Annotated in this window: 13 protein-coding genes and 1 rRNA gene; 11 read left to right on the plus strand and 3 right to left on the minus strand. The window is 73.2% G+C overall.

All coding sequences use genetic code 11. The features are described from left to right. Together rrf and ACGFZP_RS34345 are read left to right on the plus strand one after the other, a co-directional pair. Positions 1-83 (plus strand): 5S ribosomal RNA (gene rrf / locus ACGFZP_RS34340); the annotation flags it as partial. A 97-nt stretch (positions 84-180) separates the two neighbouring features. Next, entirely contained in the window at positions 181-1,020 is an 840-nt protein-coding gene (locus tag ACGFZP_RS34345) for a phosphatase PAP2 family protein (RefSeq protein WP_392940432.1), read from the plus strand. Positions 1,021-1,157: 137 nt separating this feature from the next. Here ACGFZP_RS34345 and ACGFZP_RS34350 read toward each other — a convergent pair whose 3' ends face one another. Together ACGFZP_RS34350 and ACGFZP_RS34355 are read right to left on the minus strand one after the other, a co-directional pair. Continuing rightward, positions 1,158-1,718 carry an acetate uptake transporter gene (locus ACGFZP_RS34350; protein ID WP_392940434.1) on the minus strand — a complete coding sequence of 187 codons (561 nt, stop codon included), beginning with the start codon at positions 1,716-1,718 and terminating at the stop codon, positions 1,158-1,160. A 286-nt stretch (positions 1,719-2,004) separates the two neighbouring features. Then, on the minus strand, positions 2,005-4,566 hold the full coding sequence (locus ACGFZP_RS34355) for a SpoIIE family protein phosphatase (RefSeq protein ID WP_392940435.1): 2,562 nt from the start codon (positions 4,564-4,566) through the stop codon (positions 2,005-2,007). A gap of 570 nt (positions 4,567-5,136) precedes the next feature. On the opposite strand from ACGFZP_RS34355, the gene ACGFZP_RS34360 reads away from it, so the two are divergent. The 9 genes from ACGFZP_RS34360 (at position 5,137) to ACGFZP_RS34400 (ending at position 18,474) form a co-directional block, all read left to right on the plus strand. Next, entirely contained in the window at positions 5,137-9,636 is a 4,500-nt protein-coding gene (locus tag ACGFZP_RS34360; protein WP_392940619.1) for a HAMP domain-containing protein, read from the plus strand. Positions 9,637-9,940: 304 nt separating this feature from the next. Beyond that, positions 9,941-10,576: a two-component system response regulator gene (locus tag ACGFZP_RS34365; protein ID WP_392940437.1), complete on the plus strand. Its 636-nt coding sequence runs from the start codon at positions 9,941-9,943 to the stop codon at positions 10,574-10,576. Between the two features lie 124 nt (positions 10,577-10,700). Next, the gene (locus ACGFZP_RS34370; protein WP_392940439.1) at positions 10,701-13,394 is read left to right on the plus strand and encodes a DNA translocase FtsK; all 2,694 of its coding nucleotides are present in this window, start codon (positions 10,701-10,703) and stop codon (positions 13,392-13,394) included. Positions 13,395-13,667: 273 nt separating this feature from the next. Further along, positions 13,668-14,528, plus strand: coding sequence for a helix-turn-helix domain-containing protein (locus tag ACGFZP_RS34375; RefSeq protein ID WP_392940441.1), 861 nt, complete (start codon positions 13,668-13,670; stop codon positions 14,526-14,528). A 96-nt stretch (positions 14,529-14,624) separates the two neighbouring features. Then, complete coding sequence (gene rimO / locus ACGFZP_RS34380) at positions 14,625-16,112, plus strand: 30S ribosomal protein S12 methylthiotransferase RimO (protein WP_392940443.1); 1,488 nt, start codon at positions 14,625-14,627, stop codon at positions 16,110-16,112. After that, entirely contained in the window at positions 16,109-16,747 is a 639-nt protein-coding gene (gene pgsA, locus ACGFZP_RS34385) for a CDP-diacylglycerol--glycerol-3-phosphate 3-phosphatidyltransferase (RefSeq protein WP_392940444.1), read from the plus strand. Before rimO ends, pgsA begins: the two co-directional genes overlap by 4 nt. A gap of 152 nt (positions 16,748-16,899) precedes the next feature. After that, positions 16,900-17,376: a CinA family protein gene (locus ACGFZP_RS34390; RefSeq protein ID WP_392940621.1), complete on the plus strand. Its 477-nt coding sequence runs from the start codon at positions 16,900-16,902 to the stop codon at positions 17,374-17,376. Between the two features lie 375 nt (positions 17,377-17,751). Further along, on the plus strand, positions 17,752-18,120 hold the full coding sequence (locus ACGFZP_RS34395) for a helix-turn-helix domain-containing protein (protein WP_148642736.1): 369 nt from the start codon (positions 17,752-17,754) through the stop codon (positions 18,118-18,120). A 153-nt stretch (positions 18,121-18,273) separates the two neighbouring features. Further along, on the plus strand, positions 18,274-18,474 hold the full coding sequence (locus tag ACGFZP_RS34400) for a hypothetical protein (protein ID WP_392940446.1): 201 nt from the start codon (positions 18,274-18,276) through the stop codon (positions 18,472-18,474). Positions 18,475-18,602: 128 nt separating this feature from the next. On the opposite strand, the gene ACGFZP_RS34405 is transcribed toward ACGFZP_RS34400, so the two are convergent. Beyond that, positions 18,603-23,312 carry an ATP-dependent helicase gene (locus ACGFZP_RS34405; protein WP_392940448.1) on the minus strand — a complete coding sequence of 1,570 codons (4,710 nt, stop codon included), beginning with the start codon at positions 23,310-23,312 and terminating at the stop codon, positions 18,603-18,605. Positions 23,313-23,415: the final 103 nt, after the last annotated feature.

Genomic DNA, 23,415 nt, shown 5'->3' on the forward strand with positions numbered 1-23,415 from the left:
ACATTCCGAACCCGGAAGCTAAGCCTCACAGCGCCGATGGTACTGCAGGGGGGACCCTGTGGGAGAGTAGGACGCCGCCGAACAATCATTCCAAAAAGACCCCCATCCATTCGGATGGGGGTCTTTTTGCGTTAACGTCTCTGCCAGCACATCTGAGCTCGGTGGAGAGGCGCGATCCCGTTGCAGAACCTGACCCTGACCTGGCACTCCGCCGGGGGCGCCGCGGTCGCTCTCTACGGCGGCTCGTACGCGGCCGCGCGGGCCAGACGGACGCCGCTGTCGACGATGCTGCGGGAGGCCGGCACGCTGTTGGCGCTGTTCGCGCTCTGGCAGCTGGTCGGGCACCTCTCCGTGATGAGCACCGACCACGCCCTGGACCGGGCGGCGTGGATCCACCTGACGGAGTTGTCGCTGGGGCTGCCGGACGAGGCGTCCTGGCAGGCCGCCGTCACCCCCTGCCCGGCCCTGGTGAAGCTGGCGAACTACTACTACGCCTCCATGCACTTCGCGGTGATGATCGGGGTGCTGGTCTGGGTGTTCGTCCGGTACCGCGCGCGGTACGCGTGGGTGCGCAACACCGTGGTGATCACGACGGCGATCTGTCTGCTGGTCCAGTTCATCCCGGTGGCGCCGCCCCGGATGCTGCCCGGGAGCGGCTTCGTGGACGTCGCCAAGGAGTACGGGCAGTCGGTGTACGGGGGCGCGGTCGGCGGGGTGGTGGTGGCCGACCAGCTGTCGGCGATGCCCTCGGTGCACGTGGCCTGGTGCGTGCTGGCGGCGGTCGCGGTGATCAGGGTGTCGCCGAGCCCGCTGCGGTGGGTGATGGTGCTCCACCCGGTGCTGACCGTGGTGGTCGTCGTGGTCACGGCGAACCACTTCTGGGCGGACGGCCTGGTGGCGCTGGCGATCCTGCTGTTCGCGTACGCGGCCCAGGCGGCCGCGGCTCGGTGGCGGGCCCGGCGGCCGGCGGCCGCGTCGGAGGGCAGTCCGGCCGAGGAGCGCACTGCCGTACACCCCTGAGGCGCCGGGACGGGGGAGTGGCGACGACAGGACGCCGGTGGGCCGGACCCCGTACGAGGGGGTCCGGCCCACCGGCGGCTGCCAGAGCGGCCGCTTGTGCAGGAGCGGTGCCTACTGGATCAGCGGTGCCTAGCGGATCACTTGACCGGCAGTGCGGCCCGGCCCCACGCGCTGTTGGTCAGCGCGGCGGTGGCCCAGTACCAGGCGGCGAGCCCGGAGGCGGCCGCGACCCAGCCGGCGAACTTGGCCAGGCCACCGGTGGTGGTGAAGGTGGCGATCGCGGAGAGCGCCAGGGAGACCGTCAGCAGGCCGTAGACGAGGCGGCTGAACAGGCCGGACTGCCAGGCGGCCGCGGTGAGGGTGAGGGCCAGCAGGGCCCACAGCAGCAGGAACAGTCCCGCCGCGTTCTTTCCGGCCCCGCCGGCCACGGACCAGGTGGCCCAGAACGCGCCGAGGCTGGTGAAGGCCGTCCCGGTGAAGCCCTCGCCGGCGCGGAGCTGCCAGAGACCGGCGATGAACAGGGTGAGGCCGCCGAGAAGGTGGGCGAGAGAGGCTGCGTCGCCGGCCGTGGTGCCACTGAAGATGCCAGTGGAGAGCAGGCCGTAGGCGAGGAGAGTCAGGCCGAGGGCGAGGTAGCCGAGGTTACCCGCGTCGGCTCCGGAACGGGCGTTCTGTGCCCCGGAAGCTTCGTTGCTCACCGGAGGCTCCTTTCACTCTGGGCGCGCGCAGGGCGCTGTCAACGCAAGTGGGTGTTCGATGAGGTGGATGCGCGCGACCGCGCCGAGGGCGCACGGCTGGAGCGTGCGACGGCTGCGGTCAGAATGATGGGCCAGCGCGAAAGCCGCTGGTCGTGTCCCCTCCGGGGGATTCCCCGGTGAGATCGGTGTACCCGGCCCGGCTGGCTTGTACCCTTGTGAATCGTACAATTTGCGGCGCCGTCAGCTGTCGAACGCTCACGGTCGGCCGGTCGGCGGACAGCCGCGGTCAGCCCACGCGCTGGGTGGGCACCCGGAGGGTGAGGATCGCCATGTCGTCGGACGGCGGCTCCGGGGCGAAGCGCTCGACGGCCCGCTGGACCCGCAGGGCCACCGCTCCCGCGGTCAGGCCGGTGCAACCGGTGAGCACCTCCGCCAGGCCGTCGTCGCCCAGCATTCGCAGGCCCTCCCGGCGTTCGGTGACGCCGTCGGTGACGCAGAGCAGGACCTCGCCGGGTGCGAGCACCAAGTGCTCGGCGGTCAGGTCGAGTTCGTCCATCACTCCGAGCAGCGGCTGAGGTGTGGCGGCCCGGTCGACCTGGCCGTCGGTGCGCAGCCGAAGCGGCAGCGGGTGGCCGGCGCAGACCATCGAGAGCTCGGTGCTGCCGTCCGGCCGGGGCGTCATCTCGCCGTACAGCAGGGTCAGGAATCGGCTGCGCGAACCCTCGTCCAGGATGGCCGCGTTGAGCCGGCTGAGGACCTGCGGGGCGTCCAGGCCCTCGCGGGCGAGCAGGCGCAGCGAGTGCCGGGCGAGGCCGGTGACGGAGGCGGCCTCGGGGCCGGTGCCGCAGACGTCGCCGATGGCGAAGCCGTAGGTGCCCTCGCGAATGGTGAACAGGTCGTAGAAGTCCCCGCCGACCTCGTTGCCCTCGCCGGCGGCCTGGTAGTAGACGTCCACCTCGACGCCCGGGATCTCGGGCAGCTCCGGCGGCAGCAGGCTGCGTTGCAGGGCCTGGCTGGTGGCGGTGCGCTCGGAGTAGAGGCGCGAGTTGTCGAGGGCCAGGGCCGCCCGGCGGGAGAGGTCCTCGGCGAGCTCCAGGATCTCCTGGCGGAATCTGACGCCGGCCGGGGTGCCGAGTGCGAGCAGGCCGATGACCCGGTTGCGGGCGACGAGCGGCAGGACCACCGTCTCGCCGAGCAGGCCGGAGAGTTCGGGGCTCTCGGTGAGTCCGGCGGCGCGGGCGGTGTCGACCGGAGCGGTCCAGAACCGGGCGCCGTGGTTGGGGCCGGAGTCCGGGGCGGAGGTCTTGTCGAGCAGGGCGCGCAGCGGGTCGATGCGGTCCTCGTCCTCGTGCAGGACGAAGGCCAGCGAGGCGGCCGCGCCGTGGTCGCCGTTGGTGTAGACGGCGCACCAGGAGGCCAGGGTGGGGACGGCCATCTGGGCCATCAGGGCGAGGGTCTGCTCGTGTTCGAGGGTGCCGGCCAGCAGGTCGGAGGCCTCCACGAGGAAGGAGAGCGAGCCGCGGCGCAGTCGTTCGAGCTCGGTCAGCCGGGCGCTCTCGACGGCGAGGGCGACCCGGTCGGCGGCGAACTGGACGCGCAGCGCGTCCTCGTTGTCGTAACGGCCGGGCGTGGCGGCCGCGATGCCGAGCGAGCCGATCAGGCGGCCCTCGACCTTGAGCGGGACGGTGAGCAGCGAGCGCATGCCGCTGCCGGTGAGGACCGGCAGGCCGGTGGGGCGGGTGGCGAGGTCCTCGTGGACGGAGGGCAGCCGGGCGGAGTCGTAGCGGTTGCCGCTCTCGACCGGGAAACGGGTGTGCCGGCGGTGGCCGGAGGTGAGCCCGGTCGCGGCCCGTACCTCGAACTCGGTCTCGTCGTCGGTGGTGAGCAGCACGTAGGCGGCGTCGGCGTCGAGCAGGTCGCGGGCGCGTTCGACGGTGCGCTGGAGCAGGGCGTCGAGGTCGTCGCTGAGGGCAGGTCCGGAGAGCAGGTCGAGCCGGGTGCCGGTCGGGTCGGGGGCGTCGGCGGGCAGGCCGCGGGCGGGGGAGCGCAGGACCGCGCGGTCGGGCTCGCGGACCAGCAGGCAGAGCGTGGACGGGATGCCCTCGGTGTCGCGGATGCGGACCTGGACGCCGTACACGTCGATGGTCTGGCCGTCGGCGCGGCGCAGGCCGAAGCTGCCCTCCCAGCGGGCCAGTCGGAGGGTCTCGGCCAGACCGAGGCCGATGCCGGGGGACTGCGGCCAGGCGGCGAGGTCGGCCCAGGGCAGGCCGAGCACGGCGCCGGCGGGGTGCTGGAAGAGCGCCTCGGCGTCCGGGTTCCAGGCGAGGACCCGGCCGTCGTCGTCGAGTTGGACCACCGCGACGTGCACCGGGCCCGCGGTGCTGGGCAGTTCGCTGCCCGGGGTGGCGGGTACCGCGTACCGGGTGCCGATCACGTGGGCGGGCAGGGCGAGGCGGAACCAGACGGTCTTGCGGCCGGCGGAGTACTCGACGCCCCAGCGCTCGGCGAGGGCGGAGCACATCAACAGGCCGCGGCCGCCCTCGCCGTCGGGGTCGGCGTAGCGGTCGGAGGCGGTGACGGGGACGTCGGCGAAGGAGGGGAGGCCGCGTTCGGGGTGGTGGTCGGTGACCTCGATCCGGACGGTCTCCTCCTCCCGCAGACAGCAGACCTCGGCGGCCGTGCCGGCGTGCACCACGGCGTTGGTGACGAGTTCGCTGACCAGGACGACGGCGTCGTCGACGACCTCGGGCAGGCCCCAGCCCAGCAGGGCGTCCCGGACGAAGCCGCGGGCGGCGCCTGCGGAGCGGCCGACGGGTTCGAAGGTGGCGGCTGCGCGCGCGGTGACCACGTTGCCACTTCTCCTCTGCTCTGGCCCTGGCTGTCCCCGGTGCGGCGCCGACTCCCGGCGCGCCGGCCGGGCGGGCGGCGGCGCTGGGGCGGGTCGTGGCCCGGTGCAGCGCTCCACCCTACTTTCCGGTTGGTTCCCCGTGGGGGCGGGGCGGCGAAACAGGCACCTGAGGGTGATTCTGCCCACCTGTTTCGGCCGGGGCGGTACCAACCGAGCGCAACCGGCCGTATACCCGGCGCCGGTGCTGCCAGACTGGGGGGTCCGCGAGGGCCGGTCGGGCAGTACGGTCGTTGCGGGTGCCGGTGCGCCGAGAGGGCCGCCGGTGCGCAGTTGCGCCGGGCCGGTGGCCGGGCCGGGGCCCGATGGGGCGCGGGGCGGTCACCGGACAGTTCACGATGTGGGAGGGTCCCGTTGAGTTCGGCCACCAAGGACGCAACCGGTACGACGCCGCCGGCTCCGCGCGGCGGGCGGCCCGGGGCCGCGCCGCGGAGCGCGGCCGGTCGGCGAGTGAACCACAACCGGGGCGCCGAGCCGGCCGAGCTGCGCAAGTTGCTGGCCGCGCTGACCGCGATGCGGGACGGCAACTTCCGGCGCCGGCTGACGGTGCCGGGGGACGGTCCGCTCGCGGAGATCGCGGCGGTGTTCAACGAGGTCGCCGAGCGGAACCAGCACCTGACGGGCGAACTGGCCCGGGTCCGCCGGGCGGTGGGCCGCGAGGGCCGGCTGAACGAGCGGCTGGAGACCGGCGCGGGCGAGGGCGCCTGGATGGCCGCGGTCGACAACTGCAATGCGCTGATCGATGACCTGGCCCGGCCGATGGCCGAGGTGGGCCGGGTGCTGGCCTCGATCGCCGAGGGCGACCTGGACCAGAAGATGGAGCTCCGCTCGCTGCACAGCAACGGGGTGAGCCACCCGCTGCGCGGCGAGTACCTGAAGATCGGGCGGACCGTCAACGGGCTGGTGGACCAGCTGTCGGAGTTCACCGACGAGGTGACCCGGGTGGCGATCGAGGTCGGCACCGAGGGCAAGCTCGGCGGCCAGGCCAAGGTGCGCAGCGTCTCGGGCAGCTGGAAGGACCTGGCGGACTCGGTCAACACCATGGCGGGCCGGCTGACGGCGCAGGTGCGCAACATCGCCCAGGTGACCACCGCGGTGGCCAAGGGCGACCTCTCGCGCAAGGTCACGGTCGAGGTGGCCGGCGAGATGCTGGAGCTGAAGAACACCGTCAACACGATGGTGGACCAGCTCAACGGCTTTGCCGCGCAGGTCACCCGGGTGGCCCGGGACGTCGGGACGGAGGGCCGGCTCGGGGGTCAGGCGCAGGTGCCGGGCGTCGCCGGGGTCTGGCGGGACCTGACCGACTCGGTGAACTTCATGGCCGACAACCTGACCGGCCAGGTGCGCAACATCGCCCAGGTGACCACCGCGGTGGCGCGCGGGGACCTCTCGCAGAAGATCGAGGTGGACGCGCGGGGCGAGATCCTGGAGCTGAAGAACACCATCAACACGATGGTGGACCAGCTCTCCGGCTTCGCTGAGCAGGTGACCCGGGTGGCCCGCCAGGTGGGCACCGAGGGGCGGCTCGGGGGTCAGGCGCAGGTGCCGGGCGCGGCCGGGGTCTGGCGGGACCTGACCGACAACGTCAACTTCATGGCGAACAACCTCACCGATCAGGTGCGCAACATCGCCCAGGTGACCACCGCGGTCGCCAAGGGCGACCTGTCGCAGAAGATCCAGGTGGACGCGCGGGGCGAGATCCTGGAGCTGAAGAACACCATCAACACGATGGTGGACCAGCTGGGGGCGTTCGCGGACGAGGTGACCCGGGTCGCCCGGGACGTCGGCACCGAGGGCATCCTCGGCGGGCAGGCGAGCGTGCCGGGGGTGTCCGGCACCTGGAAGGACCTGACCAACAGCGTCAACCTGATGGCCAACAACCTGACCAGCCAGGTCCGCAACATCGCCGAGGTGACCACCGCGGTGGCCCGCGGCGACGTCTCGAAGAAGATCACCGTCGACGCCCGCGGCGAGATCCTGGAGCTGGTCACCACCGTCAACACGATGGTCGACCAGCTGTCGGCGTTCGCCGACGAGGTGACCCGGGTGGCGCGCGAGGTGGGCACCGAGGGGATCCTGGGCGGCCAGGCGCGGGTGCGCGGGGTGTCGGGCATCTGGAAGGACCTGACCGACAACGTCAACTTCATGGCCTCCAACCTGACCAGCCAGGTGCGGAACATCGCCGAGGTCGCCACCGCGGTGGCCCGCGGCGACCTCTCCAAGAAGATCGACATCGAGGCGCAGGGCGAGGTCGCGGCGCTGGCCGGCACCCTGAACACCATGGTCGACCAGCTCTCCGCGTTCGCGGTGCAGGTCACCAGGGTGGCCCGCGAGGTGGGTACCGACGGCATCCTGGGCGGCCAGGCCGGGGTGCCGGGCGTGGCCGGGATCTGGAAGGACCTGACCGACAACGTCAACCTGATGGCCAACAACCTGACCGGCCAGGTCCGCAACATCGCCCTGGTGATCACGGCGGTGGCCCGCGGTGACCTCTCGCAGAAGATCGACGTGGACGCGCGGGGCGAGATCCTGGAGCTCAAGACCAGCATCAACACCATGGTCGACCAGCTCTCGGCGTTCGCCGACGAGGTGACCCGGGTGGCCCGCGAGGTGGGCACCGACGGCCGCCTCGGCGGCCAGGCCCGCGTCCCCGGGGTGGACGGCACCTGGCAGGACCTCACCGAGTCGGTGAACGAGCTGGCCAACAACCTGACCCGGCAGGTGCGCGCGATCGCCCAGGTGGCCACCGCCGTGACCAGGGGCGACCTCTCGCTGCGGATCGACGTGGACGCGTCCGGGGAGCTCGACGAGCTCAAGGACAACATCAACCAGATGATCGCCAACCTGCGCGAGACCACCCGCACCAACCAGGAGCAGGACTGGCTGAAGACCAACCTGGCCCGGATCTCCGGCCTGCTGCAGGGCCGCCGGGACCTGGAGGCGGTCGCCTCGCTGATCATGACCGAGCTGACCCCGGTGGTCTCCGCCCAGCACGGCGCCTTCTTCCTGGCCCAGCCGGCCGGCCGCACCGCCGAGCTGATCACCGAGGACGACGACGAGAACGACACCGTGCTGCGGCTGATCGGCAGTTACGGCTACCAGCGCCGGGCGATGCCGACGACCTTCCGGCCCGGCGAGTCGCTGATCGGTCAGGCCGCGGTGGAGAAGCGCTCGATCATCCTCAAGGAGGCGCCGCCCGGGTACCTCAAGATCGCCTCGGGTCTCGGCGAGGCCTCGCCGGCCCACATCGTCGTCCTGCCGGTGCTGTTCGAGGGCCGGCTGCTGGGCGTGATCGAGCTGGCCACCTTCAGCTCCTTCACCACCGTCGCGCTGGACTTCCTCAACCAGATCGCCGACCTGATCGGCGTCACCGTCAACACCATCAGCGTCAACACCAAGACCGAGGGGCTGCTGCTGGAGTCCCAGCGGCTCACCGCGGAACTCTCCATGCGGTCGGCCGAGTTGGAGGCCCGCCAGGAGGAGCTGGAGCGCACCAACGAGGAGTTGCAGGAGAAGGCCGAGCAACTCGCCCAGCAGAACCGCGACATCGAGATCAAGAACAGCGAGATCGAGGAGGCCCGGCAGGTCCTGGAGGAGCGCGCCGAACAGCTCGCCCTCGCCTCCCGCTACAAGAGCGAGTTCCTCGCCAACATGTCTCACGAGCTGCGCACCCCGCTCAACTCGCTGCTGATCCTGGCCAAGCTGCTCTCCGACAACAACGAGGGCAACCTCTCGCCCAAGCAGGTCGAGTTCGCCGACACCATCCACGGCGCCGGCTCCGACCTGCTCCAGCTGATCAACGACATCCTCGACCTGTCCAAGGTCGAGGCCGGCAAGATGGACGTCCGCCCGGCGCGGATCGCCCTGGTCCAGCTGGTGGACTACGTCGAGGCGACCTTCCAGCCGGTCGCGGTGGACAAGAACCTGGACTTCGCCGTCCGGGTCTCGCCCGCCCTGCCGGTCACCCTGCACACCGACGAGCAGCGGCTCCAGCAGGTGCTGCGCAACCTGATCTCCAACGCGGTCAAGTTCACCGACGCCGGGGCCGTCGACTTCTCGATCAGCCCGGCCGGCCCGGACGTCCCGCAGCACGTCCGCGAGCGGCTGCTGGAGTCCGGGGCGATCAAGGACCCGGACGACGCGCTGATCGCCTTCTCGGTCTCCGACACCGGCATCGGCATCCCCGGCAACAAGCTGCGGGAGATCTTCGAGGCGTTCAAGCAGGCCGACGGCACCACCAGCCGCAAGTACGGCGGCACCGGCCTCGGCCTGTCGATCAGCCGGGAGATCGCCCGGCTGCTGGGCGGTGAGATCCACGCCGAGAGCGAGCTCGGCAAGGGCTCGACCTTCACCCTGTACCTGCCGCTGCGCACCGAGGCCGCCGAGCTCCCCGGCGCCGGGCAGCCGGTCCAGGCCGCCCCCGCGGTGCGCGCCGCGGTCGGGGTCACCCCGGCCGGCACGCCCGTCCCGGTCGGCGAGAACCCGGCCGACCACTGGGCCCAGGAGGTCCGCGAACTCGCCGAGGAGCGCCGCCGGGGCGCCGTCGAGCGCCGCCGCGCGGCCGCCCTGGAGGGCCCGGGCCTCACGTCGGTGCCCACCACGGCGGTCCGTCCGTCCGGTCGGGTGGCCGCCCGCTTCGACGGCGAGCAGGTGCTGATCGTGGACGACGACGTCCGCAACGTCTTCGCCCTCACCAGCGTGCTGGAGCAGCACGGCCTGACCGTCCTGTACGCCGAGAACGGCCGCGAGGGCATCGAGATGCTGGAGCAGCACGAGAACGTCGCGCTGGTCCTGATGGACATCATGATGCCGGAGATGGACGGCTACGCGACCACCGAGGCGATCCGGCGGATGCCCCAGTTCGCCGGGCTGCCGATCATCGCGCTGACCGCCAAGGCGATGAAGGGCGACCGCGAGAAGTCCCTGGAGGCCGGCGCCACCGACCACATCACCAAGCCGGTGGAGACCGACCACCTGCTCGCGGTGATGCGCCAGCGCCTGCACCGCGACTGACGGCAGGCCCGACCCGCCGGGGGCGCGAAGCGCGAGGTCCGCTCCGTGCTTCGCGCCAGCCGGGGGGCCGGTTTGCTGGCGGGGAGGGGCGGGAACCGGGTAGGGTCACCGATCGTTGCGAACAGTGACCGGATGGCAACACGCTGCTGAGCGTGCGCCGGTGCACTGGATGCGCGCCGCTCCGGATCATCTCGCGACGGAGCGATGTGCCGGGCGAGGGGGTGCGGCTAGCATGACCGGGGTAGTGGTGGGCAGTACGCGGGTGCCTTCCCCAGGCAGTCAGACGTCAGGAGGGCGGGTCGTAATGCAAAAGGCGAAGATCCTCCTGGTCGACGACCGGCCGGAGAACCTGCTGGCGCTGGAGGCGATCCTCTCCGCGTTGGACCAGACGCTGGTCCGTGCCGCGTCCGGCGAGGAGGCGCTCAAGGCGCTGCTCACCGACGACTTCGCGGTGATCCTGCTGGACGTCCAGATGCCCGGGATGGACGGCTTCGAGACCGCCGCGCACATCAAGCGGCGCGAGCGCACCCGGGACATCCCGATCATCTTCCTGACCGCGATCAACCACGGACCGCACCATACGTTCCGGGGCTACGCGGCCGGCGCGGTCGACTACATCTCCAAACCCTTCGACCCCTGGGTGCTGCGGGCCAAGGTCTCGGTCTTCGTCGACCTCTATGTGAAGAACTGCCAGCTCAAGGAGCAGGCCGCGCTGCTGCGCCTACAGCTGGAGGCCGGCGAGAACCGGCCGGCCATCGGCGGTGCGCTGCTCGGCGAGCTGTCGGCCCGGCTGGCGTCCGTGGAGGAGCAGGCCGAGGCACTCGGCAAGCAGCTGGACGGCGCCGAGCACGGCGGGGCGGCCGCGACCGCGGCGCACCTGGAGCGCAGGCTCGCGGAGCTGCGGCGCGCCCTGGAGGCGCTCCGCCCGGGGACGGACTGAAAGCCGGTCGGTTTCCGCCGTCCGGATGAAAACGGATCAGCATGACGGTGTGTCTGCGACACGGCCGAGCCCCCCGGCTCGGCCGCATGTGCACGGGGTGTCGGCGCCGGTAGGCTGCTGAGCCATGGCCACACGTACGCCCGGAAGCGCGGCACGCAACTCGAGTCCGGGACCGTCCAAGAAGGCCGCGGCGAAGGCTCCGGCCAAGCCGCCCGCGAAGAAGGCGGCCGTCAAGAAGGCCGCCCCGGCGAAGAAGGCGGCGGTCAAGCCGGCTCCGGCCGCGCCGCCCCCGCCGAAGCCGATACTCTTCCGCGCCGTGCGCGCCGTCTGGCTCGGCCTGGCGCACGGCGTCGGCGCCGTGTTCCGGGGCTTCGGCGACGGCGCCAAGAACCTGGACCCGGCCCACCGCAAGGACGGCGTCGGCCTGCTGCTGTTCGCGCTCGCGCTGGTCACCGCCGCCGGGACGTGGTTCAGCCCGCAGGGCTGGCTGGGCCAGGCGGCCACCAACGTGGTGTCCGGGCTGTTCGGCCGGCTGGACGTGCTGGTGCCGTTCCTGCTCGCGGCGGTGGCGATCCGGCTGATCCGCCACCCGGAGCTGCCGGAGGCCAACGGCCGGATCATGATCGGCCTGAGCGCGCTGCTGGTCGGCGTCCTCGGCCTGGTCCACATCGGCTGCGGCGCCCCCATGATGGGCAGCGGCGCGACCCGGATAAGGTCGGCCGGCGGCATCCTCGGCTGGGCCGCGTCCACCCCGATGATGGCCGCCGCCGGGCCCGCGCTCGCGGTGCCGCTGCTGCTGTTGCTGGCCTTCTTCGGCCTGCTGGTGGTCACCGCCACCCCGCTCAACCGGATCCCCGAGCGGCTGCGCGCGGTCGGCGTCCGGCTCGGCGTGGTCGAGCCCCGCCCGCAGGACGAATCGGCCGACGGGCGTGCGCCGGAGTGGGAGCCGTCCACCGAGCCGCCCGAGGACGCCGACCCCTCGGCGCTGCCCTTCACGGTGGACACCGACGGCGACGGCCCGCCGGACGAGATCGCCGCCCGCCGCCGGCGCCGCCGGCGCAAGCAGCCGGACGAGCAGGAGCTCGCCTCCGCCGTCCCCGACATGTTCGTGAAGGACCCCGAGGACCCGTACGCCACCCGCAACCTCGCCGCCGGAGCGGCCGCCGACCTGGACGGCGCGCTGGTCTACGGCGTGCCAGCCTCCTCCGCGGTGGCGGACATGATGCACCAGGTGCAGGACCGCACCGCCCCGCCGGAGGAGCCGGCCGTCCCGGCCGCCCGCGCCGGCGGCCAGGCCGCGCCCGAGGAGCACGGCCCGGCGCCGGTGCGGATGGAGCAGCTCCAGCTCTCCGGCGACATCACCTACGCGCTGCCCTCCCTGGACCTGCTGGAGCGCGGCGGCCCCGGCAAGACCCGCAGCAAGCTCAACGACGACGTGGTCGCCCAGCTCACCGGCGTCTTCGCCGAGTTCAAGGTGGACGCCCGGGTCACCGGCTTCACCCGGGGCCCGACGGTCACCCGCTACGAGGTCGAGCTCGGCCCCGCCGTCAAGGTCGAGCGGATCACCGCGCTCGCCAAGAACATCGCCTACGCGGTGGCCAGCGCGGACGTGCGGATCATCAGCCCGATCCCCGGAAAGTCGGCGGTCGGGATCGAGATCCCCAACCTCGACCGGGAGATGGTCAACCTCGGCGACCTGCTGCGCTCGCGCGCGGCCGCCGACGACTCGCACCCGATGCTGGTCGGCATGGGCAAGGACGTCGAGGGCCACACCGTGATGGCCAACCTCGCCAAGATGCCGCACATCCTGGTGGCCGGCGCGACCGGCGCGGGCAAGTCCTCCTGCATCAACTGCCTGATCACCTCGGTGCTGGCGCGGGCCACCCCGGACGAGGTCCGGATGGTGCTGGTCGACCCCAAGCGGGTCGAGCTGACGGCCTACGAGGGCATCCCGCACCTGATCACGCCGATCATCACCAACCCGAAGAAGGCCGCCGAGGCCCTCCAGTGGGTGGTGCGCGAGATGGACCTGCGCTACGACGACCTCGCCGCGTTCGGGTTCCGGCACGTGGACGACTTCAACGCGGCGGTGAAGGCCGGCAAGGTCACCCCGCCGCTCGGCAGCGAGCGCGAGCTGACGCCGTACCCGTACCTGCTGGTGATCGTCGACGAGCTGGCCGACCTGATGATGGTCGCCCCGCGCGACGTCGAGGACTCGGTGGTCCGGATCACCCAGCTCGCCCGTGCGGCCGGCATCCACCTGGTGCTGGCGACCCAGCGGCCCTCGGTGGACGTGGTCACCGGTCTGATCAAGGCCAACGTGCCGTCCCGGCTGGCGTTCGCAACCTCGGCGATGGCCGACTCCCGGGTCATCCTGGACCAGCCCGGCGCGGAGAAGCTGATCGGCAAGGGCGACGCGCTCTTCCTCCCGATGGGCGCCAGCAAGCCGATCCGGATGCAGGGCGCGTTCGTCACCGAGGCGGAGATCGCCGCCGTGGTCCAGCACTGCAAGGACCAGCTGGCGGCCGCCTACCGGGACGACGTGACGGTCGGCGGCGGGCCGAAGAAGGAGATCGACGAGGAGATCGGCGACGACCTCGACCTGTTGATCCAGGCGGCCGAGCTGGTGGTCTCCACCCAGTTCGGCTCCACCTCGATGCTCCAGCGCAAGCTGCGGGTCGGCTTCGCCAAGGCGGGCCGGCTGATGGACCTGATGGAGTCGCGTGGGATCGTCGGTCCCAGCGAGGGCTCCAAGGCCCGCGACGTGCTCGTCACACCGGACGAGCTCGACGGCATCATCGTGGGCATCCGGGGTTGAGACGGGTGCGCACCGAAGGTGACCTCCGATCCGGTTCACCCGTTCGGAGGGGGGTAGGCGCGGTGTACGGAACCGAACGGGCGTACACGGCGTCACAGGCCGCAAAGCGGCCTGGTTGCACGGCCTCCACCCGCGTTGATGCCAGGTCAGCGCGGGAACGGGCCCCGGCCCGGACGGGTCCGCGCATTCGGTCCTATTCCGCTTGAGAAACGATCCGCCCGCGCCCCTAGACTGTTCTCCAGCAGGTGGCCATCCGCTCGAAAGGCGTGCCCCGTGACCATCGGCAAGTCCCCCGACCGCGAGAACGCCCCGACGTCCGCCCACCCGGCCGGCGCGGAGCACGCGGCCGATGCCCCGAGCATCGGCCGGGTGCTGTCCGTCGCCCGGATCGACGCCGGGCTCACGGTGGATCAGGTGAGTAGCAGCACCCGCGTCCGGGTGCCGATCGTGCATGCCATCGAGGAGGACGACTTCGGCCGCTGCGGCGGCGATTTCTACGCCCGTGGCCATATCCGTGCGATCGCCCGTGCGGTCGGCGTGGACGGCGAGGAGCTCGTCGCCCGCTACGACGCCGCGCACGGCGGCGCCCCGGCCCAGCGGCGTCCGGCCCAGCTGCTGGACACCGGGCCGATCAAGGTCACCGACCGCCGTCGGCCGAACTGGACGGCCGCCATGGTCGCCGCGATCGTCGCCGTGGTCGCCCTGATCGGCTTCAACCTGGTCAGCGGCAAGACGGGCGGCTCCACCACCGGCTCCGCCAGTGCGCCGCTGCCCAGCGGCTCCGGCACCGGCTCGGTGGCCCCGGCGCCCTCGCCCAGCGTGCAGCCGCCCGCCCCGGCGCCCAGCGTCGCGGCGATCGCCGCCGCCCCGGCCGACAAGGTCACCGTGAAGCTGGTCGCCGAGAAGGACACCAGCTGGGTGTCCGCCCTGGACGGCGCCGGCAAGTCGCTGTTCCAGAACAACATCGAGGAGGGTCAGGACCAGACCTTCACCGACCCCAAGCAGATCAAGCTGGTGATCGGCAACGCCGGGGCCGTGCACGTGTACGTCAACGGCAAGGACCTCGGTCCGGCGGGCAAGAACGGCCAGGTGGTGCACGTCACGTACACCCCCGGCGACCCGCAGGCTGGCTGACCACGACGGGGTCGAGACCCGGCGGAGGCCGGGCAAAGCGAGGCGCGCGGCCTCCGGGGCGAACGGCACCGGGGGCCGCGCGTTAATCTTGGCCCTATGCCTGAACGCCGTACTGTCGCCCTTGTCACGCTCGGATGCGCCCGCAACGAGGTGGACTCCGAGGAACTCGCCGGGCGACTGGAGGCCGACGGCTGGTCCCTGGTCGACGATGCCGCCGAAGCCGATGTCGCCGTCGTGAACACCTGCGGCTTTGTCGAAGCCGCCAAGAAGGACTCCGTCGACGCCCTGCTGGAGGCCAACGACCTCAAGGGGCACGGCCGCACCCAGGCCGTCGTCGCGGTCGGCTGCATGGCCGAGCGCTACGGCAAGGAGCTGGCCGAGGCGCTGCCCGAGGCCGACGGCGTGCTCGGTTTCGACGACTACGCCGACATCTCCGACCGCCTGCAGACCATCCTCTCCGGCGGCCACCACGCCTCGCACATCCCGCGCGACCGCCGCAAGCTGCTGCCGCTCAGCCCGGTCGAGCGCCAGGCCGCCGCCGCCGAGATCGCGCTGCCCGGCCACGGCGCCCCCGAGGACCTCCCGGCGGGCCTCGCGCCGGCCTCCGGCCCGCGCACCCTGCGCAAGCGGCTGGACGACAGCCCGGTCGCCTCGGTGAAGCTCGCCTCCGGCTGCGACCGGCGCTGCTCCTTCTGCGCCATCCCGGCCTTCCGCGGCTCGTTCGTCTCCCGCCGCCCCTCCGACGTCCTGCACGAGGCCCAGTGGCTGGCCGGCGAGGGCGTCCGCGAGGTCGTCCTGGTCAGCGAGAACAACACCTCGTACGGCAAGGACCTCGGCGACATCCGGCTGCTGGAGACGCTGCTCGGCGAGATCTCCTCGATCGAGGGTGTCGAGCGGGTCCGGGTCTCCTACCTGCAGCCCGCCGAGATGCGGCCCGGCCTGATCGACGCGATGACCGGGACCACCGACGTGGTGCCGTACTTCGACCTGTCCTTCCAGCACTCCGCGCCCGCCGTGCTGCGCCGGATGCGCCGCTTCGGCTCCACCGACCAGTTCCTGGAGCTGCTCGGGACGATCCGCGGCAAGGCCCCGCAGGCCGGCGCCCGGTCCAACTTCATCGTCGGCTTCCCCGGTGAGACCGAGGAGGACTTCGCCGAGCTGGAGCGCTTCGTCACCAACGCCGGCCTGGACGCGATCGGCGTCTTCGGCTACTCCGACGAGGACGGCACCGAGGCCGCGACCTATGACGGCAAGCTGCCCGAGGACGTCGTGGCGGACCGGCTGAACCGGCTGACCCGGCTGGCCGAGGAGATGACCGCCCAGCGGGCCGAGGAGCGGATCGGCACCGAGGTCGAGGTGCTGATCGAGTCCGTGGAGGGCGACCTGGTCGAGGGCCGCGCCGCCCACCAGGCCCCCGAGACGGACGGCCTCACCGCGCTCACCGGGGTCGAGAACCCCGAGATCGGCCAGTTCTACCGGGCCCGGGTGGTCGCCAGCGAGGGCGTCGACCTGGTCGCCGAGGCGCTGGAGCAGGTCCGGGTGCCCAGGCTCGCGGGAGCCCAGGCCGTAGGAGCCGGGGAATGACCAAGGGGCCCGGCGCCCCGACCGCGGCCCACCCGGGCAGACCGGAGGCCGCGGTGCCTCCGGCGCCGGGCATCTGGAACATCGCGAACATGCTCACGATGCTCCGGCTGCTGCTGGTGCCGGTCTTCGTCGCGCTGCTCTTCGCCGACGGCGGCCACGACCCGAAGTGGCGCGCGGTGGCCTGGGCCTCCTTCGCCGTCGCGATGATCACCGACCTCTTCGACGGCGAGCTGGCCCGTCGCAAGGGCCTGGTCACGGACTTCGGCAAGATCGCCGACCCGATCGCCGACAAGGCGATCATGGGCTCGGCGCTGATCGGCCTGTCCATCCTGGGCGACCTGCCGTGGTGGGTCACGGTGGTGATCCTGGCGCGCGAGCTCGGCATCACCCTGATGCGGTTCTGGGTGATCCGGTACGGCGTGATCCCGGCCAGCCGGGGCGGCAAGCTGAAGACGCTCACCCAGGGCATCGCGGTGGGCATGTACGTGCTGGAGCTGACCGGCTGGCTGGCCACCGCCCGGGCCGTGCTGATGGCGCTGGCGGTGCTGCTGACCGTGGGCACCGCGCTGGACTACGTCGGACAGGCGCTGCGACTGCGCCGCGAGGGGCTGGCGGCGGCGCGCGCCGACCGGTGAAGGGGGATCCCGGAGTGGACGCGGCGGACGGACTGTTCGGGGTGGATGGAGTGTTCGGGGTGGACGGGGTGGACGGGGGCTTCGGGGTGGACCAGGTGGGCACGGGGGCGCCGACCGGCGCGGGGAGCGGCTCGGCGGGCGCCGACTACGAGCTGGCCGCGCGGGCGCACGCCGTGCTGCGCGGCGAGGGCAGCACCCTGGCGGTCGCCGAGTCGCTCACCGGCGGCCTGCTGGCCGCCGTCCTGGTGGACGTCCCCGGGGCGTCCCGGACCTTCCGGGGGTCGGTCACCGCGTACGCGACCGAGCTGAAGGCCTCGGTGCTCGGCGTCGACGAGGGCCTGCTGGCCGTCCACGGCCCGGTGCACCCGGTGGTGGCGCGGCAGATGGCCGAGGGGGTGCGGCGGCTGCTGGGCGCCACGTACGGGCTCGCGACGACCGGAGTGGCCGGGCCGGAGCCGCAGGACGGGCAGCCGGTGGGCACCGTACACCTTGCCGTCGCCGGTCCGGGGGGAAGTCTGGTCAGTTCGCCACGGCTGTCGGGGGAGCGTGCCACAATCCGTCACAGGGCGGTGACCGCCGCTCTGGAGCTGCTCGTCGGGCGGCTTCCGTCCGGTTCGGACACGCACTGACCCTGTCGTCCACCCGCCGCCGGCCCGGTACGGCGCCGTCGCGGCAGGGCTTCGGGAGAGACCGCCTACCCAAGATCTCCACCGAACCGAGATCTGCCGAGCTGGCGCACGGGTATGGCACAGCTGGAGGATCGTGTTACATCGGAGGGCCTGGTTGGGCAGAAACCAGGTGGCGAAGGAATGGCGCAGCGGTGGCCGGGTGCCGCGCGGAGGGCACGACGAGGGGCTCGACGGCCCGGGCGCGGCACCGAAAATGGGGAGGGGACAGCCTTGCAGCCCAGAGTGAACACGACCATGGTCCCCGCACGCGAAGCGGGCAAGGCGGTACGGTGGGGACGTGACATCTCGATCCGCAGTCCGAGGAGGGAGGCACCGATGATCCTGCTTCGTCGCCTACTGGGCGATGTACTGCGTCGGCAGCGCCAGCGCCAGGGCCGCACACTCCGCGAGGTGTCGGCAGCCGCCAGGGTTTCGCTCGGTTACCTCTCCGAGGTCGAGCGGGGGCAGAAGGAGGCCTCCTCGGAGCTGCTCTCCGCCATCTGCGACGCACTCGACGTCCGGATGTCCGAGGTCATGCGCGAGGTCAGCGACGAACTGTCGCTCGCCGAACTTGCGGCGATGGCCACCCTCTCCGAAGGTGAACTGCTGAGGCCGGTCCTCGAACCGGTACCGCTGCCCGCCCCCGGCACCGACCGGGCGAACCTCTCGCCCAAGGCCGCCGCGATGGACGTGGTCGCCGCCTGACTCCGGCCTCGACTTCCGGGCGCCTGGTGCCCGGGGCGAGCGAAGGAGGCGGTCGTGCGGAGAGCTGCGGTGGCGTACACCGAGGCCCGAATACGCCTGGGGCGCCTGGTGTCCCGACGGCGGTCGTCTCCCCGGTGGGTCCGATGGGTCCTGTTGTTCTTGACCGGTGCGCTCGGCTGGTGGCTGCTGGTCGCCCGGGGGCCGCTGCCGGACGGTGCCGCGCTGGGGCTGCTCGCGGCCGGCGGCTGGGGGCTCGGTCTGATCCCCGTCCACGCGGACTGGAGAGCGACCGGACCACGGAGCCGAACGGGTGAGGGCATGGCCCGGGTGGAGGCGGAACCTCCGATCGGGTGACAGCGCCTGACGGGCAGAGCCCTCGACCGGCGCAGAATCTCAGTGGGCAGAGCCCTCGCTGGGCAGAACCGAAGACGTGCACGAAGGCCGCGGGGCCGGTGGGACCGCCCCGCGGCCTTCGCCGTGTCTCAGGGCCGCAGCCGCAGCCCGCGCGGGGTGGCGTGGAAGCCGGCCTCCTCCAGGGCGGCGCCGAGGTCGGAGCCGAGGGCGGGCTCGCCGTTGGCCCGCTCGATGGTGACGCTGCCGAGTGCACCCTGGCGGACGGCCGAGGCGAGGGCCGAGGCGGCCAGTACCCGGGCGCCCTCCTCCTGCGGCCAGGCCAGCAGGGACTTGCCGCCGCGCTCCACGTAGAGGGCCAGCTCGCCGTCGACCAGGACCACCAGGGCGCCGGCCTTGCGCCCCGGCCGGTGGGCCCGGGCCTCCGTGGCGCCCGGGGCGGCGGGCGGATCGGGCCAGGGCAGCGCGGCCCCGTAGGCGTTCGCCGGGTCGGCGGCGGCCAGCACCAGCAGCTGGGGCGGCTCGGCCGACGGCCCGGCCGGCCATTCGGTGGCCCTGGTCCGCTCCAGCCGCCCGCTGACCGAGCGCAGCCGGTCCGCGGCGCCCTCCATGGCGAACTGGGCGCCGCCGAGGCCCTCCACGAAATAGCCCCGGCGGGCCCGGCCGCGCTCCTCCATGGCGGCCAGCACCCGGTAGACGCCGGCGAAGCCGCCGGGCACCCGCTCGGCGGCCGCCGCGCCCCGGGTGAGCAGGCCGTGCCGGTCCAACAGGCTCTGGGCCTGGGCGGTGGCCCGGACGGTCGGCTCGGCGGTGAAGGCGGGCAGCAGCGACCAGCGGCCGGCCACCGTCGGCGGCCCGCTGCGCAGGGCGCCGCCGGTGCGGCCGAAGGGGCGGCCGGCGCCGCCGTAGCGGCCGCGCGGGGTGGCCCGGGGGGCGCGGTGGGCGGTGGCGCCCGCCGTCCGGCCGGAGCCGAGCAGGGCGCGCAGCGGGGCGAGGGTGTCGTTGCTGACGTACCCGGCCCAGACCAAGTCCCACAGGGCGTCGACGACCTCCGGCTCCGAGGTCTCGGTGAGGCCTTCGGCGTGCAGCCGGTCGACCAGCTGGCGGAAGAACAGGCCGTAGCCGCCCTCCAGGGCCGCCATCAGGGCGGTGTGCACGGGGGTGACGGCGGGTGGGACGGGCTCGGGGCGCAGCAGGTGGGCGTTCTCGGCGAGGTGCAGGCTGATCCAGCCGTCCTTGCCGGGCAGGGCTCCGGCGCCGGACCAGCCGAGCTCGCCGGCGGCCATCAGCTCGTCCAGCAGGCCGGGCGTGTAGTCGGCGAGGCGGGCGGGCAGGACGAGCTTCTCCAGGGCGGAGGCGGGCAGGGCGGTGCCCTGGAGCTGTTCGACCACCCGGAGCAGGCCGTCGGGGCCGCGCAGCCGGTGGCCGGCCAGGTGCTGCCACTGCGGGAGGAAGGCGGCCAGGGCGCGTGGCGGCACGGCCTCGACCTCCTGGCGCAGGGCGGCCAGTGAGCGGCGGCGCAGTCGGCGCAGTACCTCGGCGTCGCACCACTCGACGGTGGCGGTGTGGCCCTCGACCGGTCGGAACTCTCCCTGGACGAGGCGGCCGGCGGCGGTGAGCCGGTGCAGGGTGCCGGTGACGACGGCGGCGCCGAGGCCGAAGCGCCCGGCCGCCTCGGTGGCGGTGAACGGGCCGTGGGTGCGGGCGTGCCGGGCGAGCAAGTCCCCCAGCGGGTCCTTGACCGGTTCGGTGAAGGCCTCGGGGACGCCGACCGGCAGGGGGGTGCCGAGGGCGTCGCGCAGGCGTCCGGCGTCCTCGATGGCGGCCCAGCGCTGTTCGCCGGCGATCCGGACCTGGATGACCCGGCGGGCGGCCTCCAGCTCCAGGGCCCAGAGCGGTTCGGCGCCGCGGGCGGTGAGCTCGGCCTCGGCGAGCGGGCCGAGCAGGCGCAGCGCGTCGGCGACGCCCTCGGCGTCCTTGATCCGGCGCTCGGGGGTGAGGCGCTGGAGTTCGGCCTCCAGCTCGGCGAGCACCGCGGGGTCGAGCAGCTCCCGCAGCTCGGCCTGGCCGAGGAGTTCGGAGAGCAGCCGGGAGTCGAGCGAGAGGGCGGCCGCGCGGCGCTCGGCGAGCGGGGAGTCGCCCTCGTAGAGGAACTGGGCGACGTAGCCGAAGAGCAGGGACCGGGCGAACGGGGAGGGTTCGGAGGTGGTGACCTCGACCAGGCGGACGGCGCGGGACTCCAGATCCCCCATCAGCTCGACCAGGCCGGGGACGTCGAAGACGTCCTGGAGGCATTCCCGGACCGCCTCCAGCACGATCGGGAAGGAGCCGTACTCGGAGGCGACCTCGAGGAGCTGGGCGGCGCGCTGGCGCTGCTGCCAGAGCGGGGTGCGGCGGCCGGGGCTGCGGCGCGGCAGCAGCAGGGCGCGGCCGGCGCACTCGCGGAAGCGGGAGGCGAACAGGGCGGAGCCGCCGACCTGGTCGGTGACCAGCTGTTCGATCTCGGCCGGGTCGAACAGGGCGGCGTCGGCGCCGACCGGTGCGTCGTCCGAGGCCGCCCGGCCGGTCTGCTCCGGCTGCTCCAGCGGGAAGTCGAGCAGGTCGGCGTCCGGCAGCCGGAGCACGATGCCGTCGTCGGCGTGCATGACCTGCGGGTCCAGGCCGTGCTTCTCGCGCAGGCGGGCGCCGAGGGCGAGTGCCCAGGGGGCGTGCACCTGGGCGCCGAAGGGGGAGTGGATGACGATCCGCCAGTCGCCCAGCTCGTCCCGGAAGCGCTCGACCACGATGGTGCGGTCGTCCGGGAGGTGGCCGCAGGCCGTCCGCTGCCGGGCGAGGTAGTCGAGCAGGTTGCCGGCGGCCCAGTCGTCCAGGCCGGCCGCCTTGAGCCGGGCGGTGGCGGCCTCGGGTGGCAGCGCGCCGAGCTCGCGGGTGAACGCGCCGAGCGCGCGGCCGAGCTCCAGCGGGCGGCCGAGGGTGTCGCCCTTCCAGAACGGGAGCCGGCCGGGGACGCCCGGGGCGGGGGTGACCAGCACCTTGTCGTGGGTGATCTCCTGGATCCGCCAGGAGGTGGTGCCGAGGGTGAAGACGTCGCCGACGCGGGACTCGTAGACCATCTCCTCGTCGAGCTCCCCGACGCGGCCGCCGCCCTTCTTCGGGTCCGCGCCGGCGATGAAGACGCCGAACAGGCCGCGGTCGGGAATGGTGCCGCCGGAGGTGACGGCCAGCCGCTGGGCCCCGGGGCGGCCGGTGACGGTGCCGGCCACGCGGTCCCAGACCAGACGGGGGCGCAGTTCGGCGAAGGCGTCCGAGGGGTAGCGGCCGGCCAGCATGTCGAGCACGGCGTCGAAGGCGGACTGCGGGAGGGTGGCGAACGGCGCGGCGCGGCGGACCAGGGTGAGCAGGTCGTCCACCGGCCAGCTGTCCAGCGCCGTCATGGCGACCAGCTGCTGGGCGAGCACGTCCAGCGGGTTGCGCGGGATGCGCAGCGCCTCGATCCGCCCGGACCGCATCCGCTCGGTGACCACGGCGGACTGGACGAGGTCCCCCCGGTACTTGGGGAAGACGACGCCGGTGGAGACGGCGCCGACCTGGTGGCCGGCCCGGCCGACCCGCTGCAGGCCGGAGGCGACCGAGGGCGGGGACTCGACCTGGACGACCAGCTCGACGGCGCCCATGTCGATGCCGAGCTCCAGGCTGGAGGTGGCGACCACGGCGGGCAGCCGGCCGGCCTTCAGCTCCTCCTCGACCAGGGCGCGCTGCTCCTTGGAGACCGAGCCGTGGTGGGCCCGGGCGATGACCGGCGGGGCGCCCTTGGCGACGCCGGACTCGGCCATCAGCTGGGCGGGGGAGTGCGCCTCGGGCAGCGGCTCGCCGGAGGCCCGCTCGTGGGCGATCTCGTTGAGCCGGTTGCAGAGCCGCTCGGCGAGGCGGCGGGAGTTGGCGAAGACGATGGTCGAGCGATGGGCCTGGACGAGGTCGACGATCCGCTCCTCGACGTGCGGCCAGATGGAGCTCTGCCGGGCCGGGTCGGCGGCCTCGCCGGGGCCGGCGGGCGCGGCGGGCAGGTCGTCCAGGTCGGGGACGGGGACGACCACCGAGAGGTCGAACTCCTTGGTGGAGGGGGGCTGGACGATGGCGGCGCCGCGCTGCGGGCTGAGGAAGCGGGCCACCTCCTCGACCGGGCGGACGGTGGCGGAGAGGCCGATCCGGCGGGCGGGTGCGTCGAGCAGCTCGTCCAGCCGCTCCAGGCTGAGGGCGAGGTGGGCGCCGCGCTTGGTGCCGGCGACGGCGTGCACCTCGTCCAGGATCACCGTGTCGATGCCGCGCAGGGCCTCCCGGGAGGCGGAGGTGAGCAGCAGGAAGAGCGACTCGGGGGTGGTGATCAGGATGTCCGGCGGGTGGCCGGCGAAGCGGCGGCGGTCGGCGGCGGGGGTGTCGCCGGAGCGGATGCCGACCTCGACCTCGGGCTCGGGCAGGCCGAGCCGGACGGCGGCCTGGCGCAGCCCGGCCAGCGGGGCGCGCAGGTTGCGCTCGACGTCGACCGCGAGGGCCTTGAGCGGCGAGATGTAGAGGATCCGGCAGCGTCGCTTGGGGTCGGCCGGGGGCGGGGTGCTGCTGAGCCGGTCCAGGGCGGAGAGGAACGCGGCGAGCGTCTTGCCGGAGCCGGTGGGGGCGACGACCAGGACGTCGGTCTGCCGCTGGATGGCGCGCCAGGCCTCGGCCTGGGCGGTGGTGGGCGCGCTGAACGCACCGGTGAACCAGGCCCGGGTGGCCGGGGCGAAGCCGGCGAGCGGGTCGGGCGGCTGGTCGGCCGGCTGCTGGTCTGGGGTGCGGGGCGCCATGCCCCCATGGTGCCGGGTGGCACTGACAACCGGGGGCGGGCGCCGGCGGGCCGGGGGCGGGTGCGGGCGGGCCGGGGGGGCGGGCCGGGGGCCTGAAACGTCT

Source organism: Kitasatospora sp. NPDC048239 (genome assembly GCF_043202015.1).
Taxonomy (GTDB): Bacteria; Actinomycetota; Actinomycetes; order Streptomycetales; family Streptomycetaceae; genus Kitasatospora.

What these genes read in the sequence shown, in the direction of transcription:
- ACGFZP_RS34370 (WP_392940439.1), top strand. Translation starts at nt 10,701, where the DNA reads ATGGCCACACGTACGCCCGGAAGCGCGGCACGCAACTCGAGTCCGGGA.
- ACGFZP_RS34360 (WP_392940619.1), top strand. Translation starts at nt 5,137, where the DNA reads ATGCGGGACGGCAACTTCCGGCGCCGGCTGACGGTGCCGGGGGACGGT.
- ACGFZP_RS34395 (WP_148642736.1), top strand. Translation starts at nt 17,752, where the DNA reads ATGATCCTGCTTCGTCGCCTACTGGGCGATGTACTGCGTCGGCAGCGC.
- ACGFZP_RS34405 (WP_392940448.1), bottom strand. Translation starts at nt 23,312, where the DNA reads ATGGCGCCCCGCACCCCAGACCAGCAGCCGGCCGACCAGCCGCCCGAC.
- ACGFZP_RS34365 (WP_392940437.1), top strand. Translation starts at nt 9,941, where the DNA reads ATGCAAAAGGCGAAGATCCTCCTGGTCGACGACCGGCCGGAGAACCTG.
- rimO (WP_392940443.1), top strand. Translation starts at nt 14,625, where the DNA reads ATGCCTGAACGCCGTACTGTCGCCCTTGTCACGCTCGGATGCGCCCGC.
- pgsA (WP_392940444.1), top strand. Translation starts at nt 16,109, where the DNA reads ATGACCAAGGGGCCCGGCGCCCCGACCGCGGCCCACCCGGGCAGACCG.